This window comes from Microcoleus sp. AT8-A3, from assembly GCF_036705675.1.
GTDB lineage: Bacteria > Cyanobacteriota > Cyanobacteriia > Cyanobacteriales > Microcoleaceae > Microcoleus.
Genome location: NZ_JAUBVD010000013.1, coordinates 111985 through 127428 on the forward strand (window position 1 = coordinate 111985; position 15444 = coordinate 127428).

Consider the following 15444-nt stretch of genomic DNA (forward strand, 5'->3'; position numbering starts at 1 on the left):
TAGATGTAAGTGCGATTCGTTGAAACGTGAATCACGGTGAAAGCCCGTACATAGCGTTTCCAGCCACAAGGCTGAACTCTCGGTCTGATAAGGGTGCAAGTCCCTTCTACCAGACTCAGGTATGACTCCCTACCTGCCCACACCGACCAAGCTCGATTCTTGGAGAGTGAAGCTGGGAACAGGGCACAAACAGACATCCAATGCGGGGTGGCACTGGTGCTAATGGGGGGTTTCGATGGTGAAATAGAGCCTAGAAAAGTGACTCATCGTCAGAGCGGGACGCAGACCTAAATCCCGACTCCACTGGAGTTAATTCCCGCCGAATCTTTACATAATATCGGCAAGAGTCTAGGGCATCCAGTAGTTAAATTGGCTCCACCTAAAGAAACAATCAATCTAACCGAGGGAACGAATAAAAACGGACTGAGGGTCAAGGGGAAGTCGAACCCTTTCGTAGGCTAGACGAGCAGCGGAATCCCCTCAGTTCGGGTAGGACAGACCGTAATTGGTCTGAGGTGTTCAGAAAACACAATTTGGAGCAGAGCATGATTAGACACAACAGCAATGTTAGTGAATCTTGGAAGACGTTACCGTGGAAGAAATTCCAAAGGGACTTATTCCGCCTACAAAAACGAGTGTTTAAAGCGATTCAGGTTGGAGACAAGCCCAAAGCGAAGTCCCTTCAAAAGCTAATTCTGAAATCTCGGGCTGCAAGAATGCTGGCAATACGTCAAGTAACTCAACTAAATGCTGGCAAAAAGACTGCGGGAATCGACGGAAAAGCCTCACTCACATTTGAGGAAAGGTTTGCCCTGAGTGAAGAACTCAGAGCCAAAAGTAACAACTGGAAACACCAGAAGTTACGTTCAATACCAATCCCTAAAAAGGATGGGAGCACCCGCCTCCTTAAGATACCGACTATCGCCGACAGAGCGTGGCAATGCCTCGCGAAATACGCGCTAGAGCCAGCACATGAAGCAACTTTCCACGCTACGAGTTATGGATTTAGAACAGGAAGGTCGGCGCACGATGCACAAAAAATTCTGTTCCTGAATCTACGCTCTACGTGTTATGGAATAGAGAAACGGGTTATCGAACTCGATATCGAAAAATGCTTCGACAGGATAAGCCACACCAGCATAATGGAACGACTCATCGCCCCAAGGGGCCTCAAGACCGGAATATTCCGCTGTCTAAAATCAGGAGTCAATCCAGAATTCCCAGAACAAGGAACCCCGCAAGGGGGCGTGGTAAGTCCATTACTAGCCAATATTGCTCTCAATGGGATTGAAGAAATACACCAATCAGTTCGCTATGCGGACGACATGATAATAATTCTGAAACCTAAAGATGATGCAAAAACAATACTTGATAAAGTCAGCGAATTTCTGGCAGAACGAGGGATGAAGGTTAGTGAAAAGAAAACCAAGCTAACAGCTACGACAGATGGGTTTGACTTCCTAGGTTGGCATTTCAAAGTGCAAAACAACGGGAAATTTAGATGCGTTCCATCAGTGGATAATTTTAAAGCATTCCGTCAGAAGGTAAAACACATCGTCAATAACTCGAATTATGGTGCCACAGCCAAAGCTGAGAAATTAGCCCCTGTGATTAGAGGCTGGAGAAATTACCACCGTTACTGTAAATTGGATGGGTCACGGTTTTCGCTAAGTTCCATCCGAAATAGAACCTTCAAGGTATTTAACAAGGAAGCAAAACAGAATCGTTACACTGTCAAGAAACTGATGGTAAAAGCGTTCCCGGCGGTTCCTTACTCCGAAAACAAATTTGTCAATGTCAAAGGGGAAAAATCACCTTACGACGGAGATATAACGTACTGGAGTGAGCGTAACAGCAAACTCTATAACGGCGAAACCTCTAAAGCTTTAAAACGGCAAAACCATAAATGTGGAAAATGTGGCTTAAAAATGCTAGGCGATGAAAAGGTGCATCTACATCATGTAGACGGAAACCATAGTAACTCGAAAATTAACAACCTTCTAGCGGTTCACGAAAGCTGCCACGATTATATCCACATGAGCAAAGGCGCAAGCCAAGAACATCGGGAGCCGGATGCGGTGAAAATCGCACGTCCGGATCTAACTGAGAGGTGCGAAGGATAATACCTTCCATCGACTCAAACAATCTAACTCGCTAACATAGGAAAGACATAGGAGATAGGCTAATGGTCAATTTAGGATTGAACTGGAGCAGCCTGTTAGGGATTATCCTAGCAGTAGCAGGGGCAGGACTGTATTTTCTGCGATCGTGGCGTCCCAAACTAGCCCGAGACCACGATATTTTTTTTGCAGCAGTCGGCTTGCTGTGCGGCGGTATTCTGTTATTTCAAGGATGGCGGCTTGACCCAATTTTGGCATTCGGTCAATTTCTGTTGACTGGTTCCGCCATATTTTTTGCAGCAGAAAGCATTAAGCTGCGAGGAGCGACCACAGCCCAAGCCAAAAGTCGCGCCCAATACGTAGATGAAGACCGACCGGTCAGCAACGCCTACGGTTACGACGGCTACGATGCCGACATGGAACAGCTAGAACCAGAGGAAGACTATCCGCCGCGTCCCCGCATCAGAGGCAGCCAAGACTACCGTTCTTCTCGGGAAGCCTACGACGACGAACCCCGCCGCCGCCCCTCGAATCGCAACGGCAGCGTTAATACCGGACGGCCCGATTCGGGCGATCGAGCCTCGCGCAAACGTCCCTCTCGCCCAGAAGCCCCGCCAACCCAAGAGTCAGACAACTGGGACGTTTCAGACAACCCCGAAGAAAGACCGACCCGCAGCCGCAGCAGTCGCCCCCCTGCTTCGGAAAACCGCAGTTCCGATACGCCGCCGAGAACCAAAAAACCCCGTCCTACGGAATCATCCAGGTCTCGCCCCAGCAACCGCGACGTGGAAGCACCGCCGTCAGACTACGTGGAGTATCGACCTGTAGAATACCCGGAAGACCAACCGGATAATTCCCCCAGTTTCGACAAATAGGCAAACACTAAGTAGATGGGTGAAACTAAACTTTTCTCGTACCCGTCGGCAAAAAAATAAGTTGCGTTTATTGATGCCCATCTACTTATTTTTCAGATATTAAAGTGATTCAAAAGACTGTAAATTGCGAGGGTGAAAACCCATACCAACGGAGATATACACAAAGAAAAGCTAATTTTTTTTGAATTTTTTTTTGACAATCAAGCATCCAGGATACAAGCCCCCAGATTCATTCCGAAAGCAGACTCAGGACCCAGAAATAAAAAACCTGTATCCGAGAAACTTGCCCCCCGAATTTATTTCGCGCAAGTCAATGCTTCAATTCTAAAATCTAAAATCTAAAATCTAAAATCTAAAATCTAAAATCGATTGGCCTACCGAATCTGTGGAACTAATCGACAGCATAATAATCTAAATATAAAATCCCAAATATTAAATCAGCAAGATGCCATTACTCGAAATAGGAGATCCGGCTCCCTGGTTTTCCGTTCCTTCTACAAATAACCCCTTATTTCATTTCCCGACTGTTGGCGGCCGGCGAGTCGTGCTGTTTTTCTTTGCCAGCACAGCTTTTGAACAAATCCAAGTTATCCTCAAAAGCTTTCAAGAGCTTTCAGAGGAATTCCAAAGCTTGCAAGTACCGCGGTTTGGAGTGAGCGTTGACCCAGCAGACAAAGAACAAAACAGACCAACCACAATTGCTCCGTCATTCCTTTTTTTCTGGGACTTGGATAAAAAAGTCAGCCAGCAGTACGGTGTTTTCCGAGATGTCGAAGAAAATGGAGTTGCCGGAGTTTACTATGCACCACAAACTTTTGTTCTCAACGAAAACCTTCAGGTAATTAATATTTTGCCGATGGGCGAACCGCACCAACACGCCCAGCAAGTATTAGATTTTCTCAAAAGTTTGCCCCCAATTGAGGAAGCCCGAGCAGCCACTCGCCACGCCCCGGTGTTGGTAATTCCTAACGTTTTGGACAAAGCATCTTGTCGCAGTTTAATCGATATCTACAAAGCTCACGGTGGCAGTCCTTCCGGCTTTATGAGGCAAATAGGCGGGAAAACAGTTGGTCTGCACGACGACACTTTCAAGAAGCGCCGAGATTTCTTTATTGAAGACCCGAAGTTACAGCAGCGATTGAGTGCGATTATTTGGCGCCGGGTGCGGCCGGAAGTAGAAAAAGCTTTTCAGTTTACAATCACTAGGTTTGAGCGCTATTTGGTGGGCTGTTACGATGCTGACAGCGGCGGTTATTTTCGGCCGCACCGGGACAACACTAGCAAAGCTACGCTCCACCGCAGGTTTGCGATGACGCTAAACTTGAATGTGGGAGAGTACACGGGGGGATTTTTACGGTTTCCAGAGTACGCGCCACACGGTTATAAAGGCGATTCTGGCACGGCGATTATTTTTTCGTGTTCTTTGCTGCATGAAGCGACGCCGGTGATTAGCGGCCAGCGTTTTGCTTTGCTGTCTTTTTTCTACGGCAATCAGGATGCCGAGGTACGACAAGCTAATTTTAAGTATTTAGCTGCTGATTCAGATTCCCGAATTGGAGAACCGGCGTAAGGAATGTCACTACCGTGGTGCAAGTCCTAAAATAATTAGAGAAGGTAGTTAGCGGTTAGCCACAAAACCTAATTCCTAGCTACCGATCGCTAAATACTAATCGATCGCCATGAATTTCAAACTTCTAAGTTTAGCAGTATCGGGAATTTTAACGGTTGGGGTTGCAGCCAGCGCCAGTGCGGTTGTTACCACATCCCCTGGGCGGCAATCAACAGATTTAACGGAATTTAACTCGGTGCATTCCCAGGGTGCGATCGCCCAAACTGTCGAAGAACAAACCAATATTCGGGTCTACGAAAAGGCTAGTCCGGCGGTTGTTACAGTCGATACAGATAAATCTAACGGCAGTGGCACAATTATCAGCCCCGACGGCATGGTGTTAACGAACGCCCACGTTGTTTCGGCAGGCGGTACCGTCAATATCATTTTGTCAGACGGCAGAAAACTTGTCGCCGATGTCATCGGATTCGGCGAAGACGGTCTAGACTTAGCCGTGCTGAAGATTCGCGGTCAAAACAATTTGCCCACTATTCCTTTAGCCCGTCCCGGTTCGGTGAAAGTCGGGCAACAAGCATTTGCGATCGGCAATCCCTTCGGTCAATTTCAAGGTACTTTTACAGTCGGAATCGTCAGCCGCATCGACCAGCAGCGGGGCTTAATTCAAACCGACGCCGCCATCAATCCCGGCAATTCAGGAGGCCCACTGCTCAACAGTTCAGGAGAATTAATCGGCGTCAATACTTCTATTTTTACTCGCGGTCGGGGCGGTGGCAGTATCGGTATCGGTTTTGCAATTTCCGCAGACAAATTACCCGCTTTCCTGACAGCGGTGCGAGAAGGGCGAGCTCCCCGCGCGGCTCAAGCCCGATCGCCCTTTGGTGGCAACCAATCACCTCAAAAAGTTACGTTAAACGGGCCCCCCGTCAGCGGCCTCCTCACCGACAAGTCTAGCGTTCTGCCCACCGACAACAGCTTTTTTGACCTCTACTCATTTGACGGAAAAGCGGGCCAGCAAATCACAATAGAAATGAAAAGTCAAGAGATTGACCCTTATTTAATTTTGCTCGGCCCCAACCAGCGCGAAATCGCGCAAGACGATGACGGGGCCGGGAATAAAAACGCCAGAATTACAGTCAGGCTGCCAGCAGACGGGACTTACACGTTAGTTGCAAATTCCTACCAAGCTAGGCAGTCAGGGGCTTATACGTTAGAGCTGAAAGCGAGTGCTCCTACCGCGCCTTCTCGGGCGATTTTGCAAGAAGAAGGTGCTTTAGTCGCAGGCGGCCCAGTATTGCCGTCTGACAACAGTCTGTATCGAGAGTATACTTTTGAAGGTCGATCGGGTCAGTCTGTCACCATTTCCCTCGAAAGTACAGATTTCGATCCCTATGTGGCGATCTTTGGCCCTAACGGCCGATTAGTGGCAGAAAATGACGATGGAAGCGATTCGACTAAAAATTCGTTTCTGACCGTTACGTTGCCCGCTACGGGTCGCTATCGCGTAATTGTCAATGCTTACGATGCTTCGGGCCGGGGTCGTTACACTCTAACTGTCCGGTGAAAATTGAAAATTCGGAACTGGGAATTGGGAATCGGGAATTGGGCAAACAGGGCATTGGTAATTGGTAGCATCTAAGGAATGAGAATTAAATAACTTACAATCTTTATTGTTCTTGTGGCATGGGCGTCCCGCCCGTGCATAAAGGACGGGCGGGACGCCCATCCCACTTTCAAGAGTGTAAATTATTTAATTTGCGATCCTAACAAATAACTAATGACTACTGACTAATGACTACTGACTTCTTCCTTCTTCCTCCGTTACAAATCGAGGTAATTCATGCGTCAAGTTAGATTTTGGGCGATCGCGCCAATTGCTCTGGTAGCTACTTTTTCTGGCAAGCCGGCTCTCTCCCTGTCACTTTCAAATTCAGGTGTTGCTAACAGCAGTTCCACCCTTATTTCAGCAGAATTTCCTCAAAACTTAACTGATGCGAAGACTGCTGACAAGGCGGTTTTAGCTCAAGCAAGCCCCAACCCGTCCCCATCGCCACAAAGTTCGCCAACTCAGACCCCAACTGTAGAACCTCCGCCGACTCCTGATGCGGGTGCATCTAAAGTCATTTTAGAGCAAAACGGAGAACTCAGCCCTGCTAAGTCTTCTGTACTTCCCTCAGACAGCAGTTTGTACGACGAGTATACCTTTGAAGGCACTCAGGGTCAGAAACTGGTTATTACCGTAGAAAGTACCGAGTTTGATACTTATCTCGCTATTTTCAACTCCCAGGGCGAGCTACTTGGAGAAAATGATGATGTCACGCAGCAAAATTCCAATTCTGAACTTACTGTTACCTTGTCTGCAAACGGTCGCTATCGCGTCATTGTCAATGCTTACGATCCGCCTCCAAAAGGTAGAGGCAAGTACAGTTTGACCGTCCGCGAAACAACTGGAAATTAGTTTGAACGAAACTTCGGAGTCAGGGCACGGCATTGCCGTGTCCCTATAATTCAAGGACGATCGCACTATAAGCAACTACTATTCACTTTGGTAAATTCATAGGTTTTTATGCCACTATAAATGTTAGAGTCTGGCACTTATAATTTTCTAATATCATGTCCTATCGATTAACCATAATATCCCGGTCGGGGCGGGTTTTTGAGATTGTCAATTATTGACAGGTATTGTTCTGAACCCGCCCCTACAAAAATCGCGGTCGCTCGACCGGACATGATATAGTCCAATACGGTTCAGTTAAGCTCGATCCCCCCTAGCCCCCCTTAAAAAAGGGGGGACAAGAAATTACTCTTGCGTCCCCCTTCTTAAGGGGGATTTAGGGGGATCTCGCCCGGAATAAATAGTTTTAACTGAACCGTATTGTGATATAGTCTGTATTTTAAATAACTATTAAAAATCAAAAGGAAGCTGAAATATAGATAATTTTTCAGCTTCCATTTTGAATTGATTTTGATTAATTTAACGCAGACCCAGCCAGGTGAAAAAATCCTGGCGGGTGAAGAATTCTAGCAGCAAAAGTCCCACGAACCCCACCATCGCAAATCGTCCGTTGATTTGTTCGGCGTAGGCATTCCACCCAAAGGCTGGTTCTGGTTTTGGGGTATTTGGGGTTGTCGGTTTTGGGGATGGAGGAGTTTTAGCAGTCATTTAAAAGTTTTAAGTTTCGAGTTGTGAGTGATGATTTTGGGGAAGCTTTGCGATCGCACAACTTGTAATTTACCAGGAAAAGGACAGCCGATCGCTAATCTGCTGACTTTTCTAAACTTTGAACCGATTCGATCAGATTTCGCACGGTTTCGGTACCTTCTGAAGGCTCAAAAAACAGCGGGAACTTGCCGCGAGCGATCATTCTCAAACCCAACGGGCCCAGACTCAGCAAACCTTTAACATCGCGGAAGTAGTTTCCTACTACTTCGATGCCAAATTTGCGCTCGTCTATCCAGCCCCCTTCTTTGACGAGATTGATTAAAACTTTGCGGTGGCGGATCGATCGACTGGCTTGGTCGTCTTTGCGATCGAGAATCTCTTGTTTAATCTTACCAATTTGATCCATCGGCGCAACTTCCATCGGACAAACCGAGTTGCAGTAGTAACAGCGCGTGCATCCCCAGACGCCTGCGGTGCCTTCATTGTATTTTTCCAGTCGATTTTCGGTTTCGCTGTCGCGGGAGTCGGCGATCGTGCGGTAAGCTTTGGCGAGGGCGTGGGGGCCGACAAATTCCGGGTTGACTTCGCGGGCGTTGCACTCAGAATAGCACGCACCGCAGAGGATGCAGTTGCCGGTTTGGTCGAGTTTCGATCGCTCTTCTGGAGTTTGCAGAAATTCCCGTTCTGGAATTGCTCGCGAGGCGGTGCTGATATATGGTTCAACTGCTTCTAGGTTGTCCCAAAAACTGGTCATGTCAACAACCAAATCTTTAATGACCGGCATATTTCCCATTGGGGCGACGGTGATTTCTGGGATGAAATCAGTAGGCATTTCTGCTGAGCTGGAAGCAGCTATTTTTTGCAGTCTTGCGAGTTCGCTGGCCACATTTTCTTTGCACGCTAATGCCGATCGACCGTTAATTCGCATAGAACAACTGCCGCAAATTGTATTACGGCAATTTTTGCGAAAAGCTAAAGTGCCGTCGTGTTCCCACTTAATACTGTTGAGGCAGTCAAGGATGGTATTGCTCTCTTCCACATCTAGGGTGTAAGTGTGAATCCGGGGAGCCTCGTTTTGATTTTGGCGCACTACATTAAAGCGGACTTTCATATTTTGATTAAGGAATTTAGTGTTTATTTTAAGCTGAATTTTTGCACTCTCTAGAAAGCTCTTATTTTTTTAACAACTATCTAAAGTCAGAAATTTTTATTTTTTTTTCATTGTTTGATAAACATCAATAATTCTCAAGTTATAAATCCTAAATTGCCAATTTTTTAAGCGGATTTGTGAGCTATTAATTGGAGATGAAAGTAATTAATCGCTACAACTCGCTAGTCGGAGGTGCGTGATGTCCAGCTTGTTTGTATTAACTTTTATGTTTTCCACACCTGCTTTTTGTCTGGGTCTGCTAAATCCTCAATGGGTGGGACTGGGAACTCGCAAGCGATCGGCTGCCTTGTACGGCGGGTTGATGGCAGTTTCGTTCGTTTTGCTTGGGGTTACAGCACCTAAGACGCCACAACCAGTTTCATCGGGGCTGCTGGCCTCAACTGAATGGCCAGAATTTAAGGTCAGCGCACCTTTGCGCTGAACGTAGCTGGGTATGCCTCTCACTTTTTTGGTAGCATTACAAGAAATTTTACCAGGAATTACGCCCGGTTGGGCCTACAAACTTAGTTTTTTAACTACCAGCCGGGAAGTCCCGGGCGTATATTCAGAGGGGACGCATCTGAGCGCTACGCCCCGTACCCCGAATGAATTACGCCCGCGTGATGAAAGGCTCGTCGGGTGTAGGTACGGAAACCGACAATTAGACATTGCGAGTACCTTTAACTTTGATGTACTTTCTAACTATTAAATCGAAAAAATGGTACATTAAAGTAGGTGGAAAAAAAGAAGTTTCCCATGCAACTAACATACAAATACCGCCTCAAACCCACACAAACCCAATTAGCAAAAATTGTGGCTCATCTAGAACTCGGTCGTCGGCAGTACAACTACCGACGGGCGTCAAAGATTCAGATGGTGGTCAGCCACGAGAACGCCCGTCAACGCCTGTCCCTTGATTGTTTCGATAGTCCCTATTGAGGAGATTTATCAAAACATTCCTTTGACGAGAGTGCAGACTAGGGATGGTAGAAAAAAGGATGAATTAGGTAATCCTTTGACTAAAAAGGGTGACATTTTCTCGAACATTGAAGGCGGTTATGTGCAGTGGCAAACCATACAGCTTGCCGACCTGAAAAACACTAAAAAACTATTTCCTGATTATAAATTGTTGGATGCACAGGTTTTACAAGATGTCCTCAACAGGGTGGAAACTTCCTTTTCAAATTTCACCACGCCGGACAAAAATGGCAATCGTAGGGGCCAACCCAAGTTCAAAGGGTTTCACTACTACAAATCTTTCACTTATCCTCAGTTGGACAATTTAAATATTGTCAAGGACGAGCAAAATAGGATTTGTATTAACCTCGCAAAAATAGGTAAGCGTGCCTATGGTCTTTCACCGCCCCATACCAACGGGTTTCAAAGTTAAGACGGGTAGTGTTATCTCAGAAGCGGATGGGTGGTATATTTCCCTGACGCTAGAAGATAAGACGGTTCCTGTAACGGTTGCAGAAATTCAACCGACTGATGAAAACACTGTTGGTATAGATTTAGGAATAACTAATTACGTTTATCTTTCTAATGGCGAAAGAGTTGATAATCCTAGATTTTTGAGGAAGTCTGCCCAGAAGCTGGCAAGACTTCAAAGGAAGCTAGCTAACCGAGTTAAGGGTTCTAAGCCTTGGAAAGTTATCAAGGACAGAATTTCTAGACTTCATCAGTTCGTAGCCAGAGCTAGATTAGATTTTCAATTTAAAACGGCACATGATCTATTCGGGAAATGTGAAGTTTTAGTTGTTGAAGATTTGAGCGTCAAAAATCTGACTAGACGCGCCAAACCTACAACAGATACTGAGAGTGGTAATTTGGTTTATTTGCCCAACGGTCAATCAGCTAAAAGTGGCTTGAATAAATCCATGCTTGATGCTGCTCATGGGCAGTTCGCCAGCGTCCTAAAATATGTCGCCGGGAAATTGGGTAAAAGCGTTTTGTTTGTTGATCCGAAGGGAACTTCTCAACATTGCTGGAACTGCCTAAATAAAGTTCCGAAAGAATTATCGGATCGGTGGCATTCCTGTCAATGTGGGGAATCATTGGATCGAGATGAAAACTCAGCTAAACTTATTAGAAAGATTGGTCTGAGTTACGAAAGTGGCGGGGGAACTCCGTCACTCAAAAAAGCCTTTGCAAAAAAGGAAAAAGAAGCCTGCAGTCTAACTGTACTCAGTTGACCGTCAGGTTAGTTCACCTCCTTTTATGGTTGAAATTCTGATTTGGAGTTTGATGGTTGGCAGTCTCGGCTTGGAGGCTGCGGTTGTGGGTATTTTGGTGAGCCACGAGCAATGGGATGCGGGGCAAAAATGCGATGAGGAGGAGGAAGTTTTGACTCGGTACGAATCTCAAGATGGTAATTTTAATGCGCCTGAAAATGCGCGATCCAAGGGCAATCCCAAATCCGATCCCAATTCTGTTGATTTGACGGTTTGGGAGTACAAGATTGTGCGGGCTAGCAACGATTTGTTCCGCAATCCTGCGATTTTTCACAAGCTATGCGGTGAAGAGGCGGAAGTTGGCTGGATTTTGCTCGAAAAGCTAGACGACAGGCGGGTGCGGTTCAAACGTTCGATCGCGCTGCGGGACGCCCCGATGCCTAATTTACCAACGTTTGACCCTTACCGCACTCATTACGGCCCAATCTCGACTGCGATGAATTGGGCTGTGGCGATCGTGTTTCTGAGTGCGATCGTGCTTCCTGCTGTTTTGGGCTATGCTTTGGTGTCAACCACTCTCACCAGAAGTCGCTCTAATTGGCCTCCGGCACCTGTTCAATCTTTGCCTTCTCCCAGCGAGCCAGCAACTAATAAGTGAAACCTTGGCAAATTGTCGATCGCCCTTTTTGCAGCCTGTTTTATAGCAAGTCTAAATCATTTGTCAACTAGATGTTTTTTACGAACCGCGAAGGCGCAAATACCGCGAAGAAATAGAGGAGAAGTGATATCGTTTCCGGTTGCATCGGAATGATTTAACCGCAGAGGGCGCTCCAGAACGCAGAGGGGGAGAATACAGAGATGAATACAGGACGATGCTACCGGATTTGATATGAGGAGAAGTCTGGGTTCGTTTGACTGATTTAGGCTTGCTATATACGTTATTTTGATTTTAAATTTGGGGCGGTATTGCTGAGGGAGCGGCTAGCAATCTCAAGTCATAATTTGTATCGCCTTGAAATTGAGAAACGCGGACGAAATAAGTCCCCGCAGGCAAAGCCCCATTACTGACAATTGTTTCTGAAGACGTGCCTAAATTGTTAGACGAAGCAATAATATCGTCTAATCCAACGGCGCCGTTGCCGTTCAGATCCTGAATTAATTCAACATCAACATCTGCACTCAAACCGTCAAAAGTTACACTGAAAAGGCTGGGAGTATTGAGGATGAAACTGTAAATGTCGGCTGGTTCAGCATCTCCCACAAAATCGCTCGCCGTTTGAATTTCTGTGAGAATGCCCAAGCTTTTTGCTGCGTTCAAATTGTCGGCGGGATCGGGGAGAGTGCTCAACAATCCTTCTTGTTGACCGAATTGAATGTAATGGTCGATCGCACTTTTAACTGCGCCGCTATTGACTGCTGCTGCTACCAGCGGATATTTTTCTAGATAAAAGCTGGGATCGAAGAAAATGCTGGCTTTGCGGTTTTCTAATTGACCGGCTTTGAAGTAGTGTTCAAATGGGGTAAATTGATTGGTTTGGACTGCAGTCAGCACGTCTGGGTTGCTTGTTAGATAAAAATTAACATCGAAGAATGGGTTGGGGTTGCGTAGTTCAAATTGACCGAATCTGATAAAGTGATCGGCCCCTGAAAAGCCATTGAGTTTGGCTGATACCGCTACATCTGTATTGGTGTCTAAATAATAGCTGGCGTCGAACAGGGCATTCGGGTCGCGATTTTCAAATTTGCCAATTTTTCGGTAGTGATCGAAGGGACTCGATACCGTGCCTCTGGCAACTGCTACGGCGACATCTGGGTTGTTTTCGAGATAAAATTTGCTGTCGAACAGTGTTCTGAGGGTTAGCATTATTAAAAAAATCTCTCTGGACTTTAGTCTGGAAATTGCACGATCGAGAATCCAGTTTACATCAAAGTTTTGTTTTGTGAGGATGTCTTAATTATGGCTAAATCTGCACTGATGGCAATGCTGCGCCGCGCTGCAAGCATTGCCCAGAAATCAAGGGAAACGGGCATTCCGGCTGATGAACTGCTGGGGATGCTGACAGATCGCATTCCTAATTCTGCCATATCTCGGCGCCGCTTGCTGCACGGGGGTTTAGCTGCTGCGGGGGCTGCCGCTGCTGCGACTTTTACCAGGGAGGGAGAGGGAGCTTTTGCTCAACAGGGTGGACGATCGCCGATTTTGGTTGTGGGTGCGGGAATTGCTGGTTTGACGGCGGCTTATCGCTTGCGCCAAGCGGGTGTGCGTGCCGATATAATCGAGGCAACGAACCGCGTGGGGGGGCGGATACGCACTATTCCCAAGGTGGCTGGAACGCTGATTCCGGCGGATTTGGGGGGAGAATTTATTGACACCGGCCACACTAATTTAATCTCGCTGGCGACGGAATTGGGTTTGCGGGCGATCGACTTAGCCCAAGTGCAGAGTGGATTGGTGAAGGATACTTTTTTCTTTCAAGGACGGCGCTTTTCTCTTGAGCAATTAATCGCGGAATTTGCGCCACTAGCGAGTAAAATTACTGCTGATTTGCAGGCGGTTGGCGATGAAATTAGCTATCTTGATTTTACAGAAGCAGCGGAAAGATTGGACAATCTTTCGATCGCTGAATATGTAGACCAAGCCGAGATTAGCACGATTGTCCGGCAGTTACTCCGCATTGCTTACACGACGGAATACGGTCGAGATCCCGAGGAGCAGTCGGCGTTAAATCTGCTGTTTTTAATCAGTTCTGAAGCGGGCAGTTTTGAATTGTACGGCGACAGCGATGAGCGCTATCAAATTGACGGCGGCAACAGTCAAATTATCAACCGTTTGGCGGGTCAATTGTCTGGTTCGATCGAGGCGGGGACGGTTTTGGAAGCGATTACTCTTTTGCCGGATGGCCGCTATCGCGTAAATTTGCGATCGGGACTAAGCGCGTTCGATCGCACTTACGAGCGAGTTTTGTTAACTTTACCGTTCAGCACTCTGCGAGACGTTAAAATTAACGTACCTTTGCCCCAACCAAAGCGCAGGGCGATCGAGCAATTGGGTTACGGTACTAATTCTAAGTTAATTACTGGCTACCGCAGCCGCATTTGGCGGGAACCTTATCAATCGACGGCTTCTGTTTATAGCGATTTAGGATTCCAGAATACCTGGGAAGCTACGCCTTTCGCTCCTACTCCTAACGGTTTAGTTACTAATTTTACAGGAGGAAAGCAGGGTTTGTCGATCGGTGCCGGCACTCCAGAAGACCAAGCACAAAGATTTTTGAACCAATTTGAAAGAGTTTTTCCCGGAGTGAGAAATTTGCGATCGGGCAAAGCTGTGCGAGCATATTGGCCGGGAGAACGCTTTTCTAAAGGTTCTTATTCCTGCTATTTAGTAGGACAGTGGACGCAAATGTACGGCGTTGAAGGCGAACGAGTTGGGAACTTATATTTTGCCGGGGAACACACTTCGCTGGAAAATCAAGGTTACATGGAAGGCGGTTGCGAAACTGGACAAAGGGCGGCTGTTGAAATCTTGCAAGATTTAGGTTTAATAGCTGCTGCTGATGCTGTGAATACTCGAACTGCGAGCAGTTTGAACAATCGCCGTCCCAGCCGGAAAATTCCCGGAGCGCGGAATCTTAGGAATAGAAAGCCGAGTATTAGATAATCTCGTCAGGTGTACATCTAATTCTTGTGGGCCGTTGCTCCTAGCCCGTGCATCTAATTCTTGTGGGGAGTAGGGGTTGGGCTTCTAGCCCGCCCAAAAAATTAAATTAGTCATGAGATCCACCATACATAGAGATATGCAAACGTAAAAAATATATGAATTATCATGTACAAGTTATTGCCAAAAAACATGATTATTTTACCTTTCACAGTAGCTTTATCGAGTTTTCTAATCTCGCCGATATCTGCTATTCCTTTGCTGGCAGACGCTACAAATACAATGGCTCAAAAATCACCAGTTGATGAGCCATTTTGCTACATGAAAACTCCCGAAGGCAAAACAGTAGACTTGGGCAAATTGTGCGAGAAACAGCCAGCATCTGGAACTTCCCAAACTTGCATTACCGGTTCCAACATTGCTGCAAAAGTTTCAATTGCGGCGGCTAATTATGACGGTAACTTTTTCAGCGGTCAAGTGCTTAATCGAGGCTGCAAAACAATCAAGAATGTCAAAGTCAATTATGAAGTTTTGGACGAGTCAGGCAATTTAATTGACAACGGATTTATCTACTCTCAACCAGTTACTCTTGCACCCGGACAGTCAGCCGCTTTTCGGGGTGAAGTTGTCGAGGGGGCTCAGGTACTAGCGACTCATGCAGACGGGCAAGAATGATTGTTGATAAATGGCGACCCACTTCCAGAAACCCGATCGAGGTTATAGTAAGGTGCGTCGCTTTG

The 15444-nt window shown here is 46.6% G+C and carries 15 protein-coding genes; 12 read left to right on the forward strand and 3 right to left on the reverse strand.

Going from position 1 to position 15444, the window contains the following annotated elements:
* Positions 1-545: 545 nt before the first annotated feature.
* The 5 genes from QUB51_RS10645 to QUB51_RS10665 all read left to right on the forward strand — a co-directional run bounded on the left by QUB51_RS10645 (position 546) and on the right by QUB51_RS10665 (position 7020).
* A complete protein-coding gene (locus QUB51_RS10645) occupies positions 546-2123 on the forward strand; it encodes a reverse transcriptase domain-containing protein (protein ID WP_333259868.1) in 1578 nt (525 codons plus the stop codon).
* A gap of 62 nt (positions 2124-2185) precedes the next feature.
* Positions 2186-2995: a Ycf66 family protein gene (locus QUB51_RS10650; protein ID WP_333207718.1), complete on the forward strand. Its 810-nt coding sequence runs from the start codon at positions 2186-2188 to the stop codon at positions 2993-2995.
* Between the two features lie 445 nt (positions 2996-3440).
* Complete coding sequence (locus QUB51_RS10655; protein ID WP_333207717.1) at positions 3441-4565, forward strand: redoxin domain-containing protein; 1125 nt, start codon at positions 3441-3443, stop codon at positions 4563-4565.
* 109 nt (positions 4566-4674) lie between these two features.
* The gene (locus tag QUB51_RS10660; protein WP_333051888.1) at positions 4675-6126 is read left to right on the forward strand and encodes a trypsin-like peptidase domain-containing protein; all 1452 of its coding nucleotides are present in this window, start codon (positions 4675-4677) and stop codon (positions 6124-6126) included.
* A gap of 276 nt (positions 6127-6402) precedes the next feature.
* Positions 6403-7020, forward strand: a complete 618-nt coding sequence (locus QUB51_RS10665) for a pre-peptidase C-terminal domain-containing protein (protein ID WP_333051885.1) — start codon at positions 6403-6405, stop codon at positions 7018-7020.
* Positions 7021-7536: 516 nt separating this feature from the next.
* On the opposite strand, the gene QUB51_RS10670 is transcribed toward QUB51_RS10665, so the two are convergent.
* Entirely contained in the window at positions 7537-7725 is a 189-nt protein-coding gene (locus QUB51_RS10670; protein WP_333051883.1) for a chlorophyll a/b-binding protein, read from the reverse strand.
* Positions 7726-7819: 94 nt separating this feature from the next.
* Entirely contained in the window at positions 7820-8836 is a 1017-nt protein-coding gene (locus QUB51_RS10675; protein WP_333051881.1) for a succinate dehydrogenase/fumarate reductase iron-sulfur subunit, read from the reverse strand.
* A gap of 238 nt (positions 8837-9074) precedes the next feature.
* Here QUB51_RS10675 and QUB51_RS10680 point away from each other — a divergent pair, with 238 nt between their 5' ends.
* The 5 genes from QUB51_RS10680 (at position 9075) to QUB51_RS10700 (ending at position 11704) form a co-directional block, all read left to right on the forward strand.
* On the forward strand, positions 9075-9317 hold the full coding sequence (locus QUB51_RS10680) for a hypothetical protein (RefSeq protein WP_333051877.1): 243 nt from the start codon (positions 9075-9077) through the stop codon (positions 9315-9317).
* 314 nt (positions 9318-9631) lie between these two features.
* On the forward strand, positions 9632-9814 hold the full coding sequence (locus tag QUB51_RS10685; RefSeq protein ID WP_333051874.1) for a helix-turn-helix domain-containing protein: 183 nt from the start codon (positions 9632-9634) through the stop codon (positions 9812-9814).
* A gap of 22 nt (positions 9815-9836) precedes the next feature.
* A complete protein-coding gene (locus QUB51_RS10690; protein ID WP_333278218.1) occupies positions 9837-10265 on the forward strand; it encodes a hypothetical protein in 429 nt (142 codons plus the stop codon).
* Positions 10225-11067, forward strand: coding sequence for a transposase (locus QUB51_RS10695; RefSeq protein ID WP_333393023.1), 843 nt, complete (start codon positions 10225-10227; stop codon positions 11065-11067). Before QUB51_RS10690 ends, QUB51_RS10695 begins: the two co-directional genes overlap by 41 nt.
* A 25-nt stretch (positions 11068-11092) precedes the next feature.
* A complete protein-coding gene (locus QUB51_RS10700; protein ID WP_333054474.1) occupies positions 11093-11704 on the forward strand; it encodes a hypothetical protein in 612 nt (203 codons plus the stop codon).
* A gap of 291 nt (positions 11705-11995) precedes the next feature.
* Here the strand turns inward: QUB51_RS10700 and QUB51_RS10705 are convergent, their stop codons facing one another.
* Positions 11996-12910 carry a PPC domain-containing protein gene (locus tag QUB51_RS10705; protein ID WP_333054475.1) on the reverse strand — a complete coding sequence of 305 codons (915 nt, stop codon included), beginning with the start codon at positions 12908-12910 and terminating at the stop codon, positions 11996-11998.
* A gap of 93 nt (positions 12911-13003) precedes the next feature.
* Between QUB51_RS10705 and QUB51_RS10710 the strand changes: the two genes are divergently transcribed.
* The gene (locus QUB51_RS10710; protein WP_333054476.1) at positions 13004-14707 is read left to right on the forward strand and encodes an NAD(P)/FAD-dependent oxidoreductase; all 1704 of its coding nucleotides are present in this window, start codon (positions 13004-13006) and stop codon (positions 14705-14707) included.
* A 189-nt stretch (positions 14708-14896) separates the two neighbouring features.
* Complete coding sequence (locus QUB51_RS10715; protein ID WP_333054477.1) at positions 14897-15379, forward strand: FxLYD domain-containing protein; 483 nt, start codon at positions 14897-14899, stop codon at positions 15377-15379.
* Positions 15380-15444: the final 65 nt, after the last annotated feature.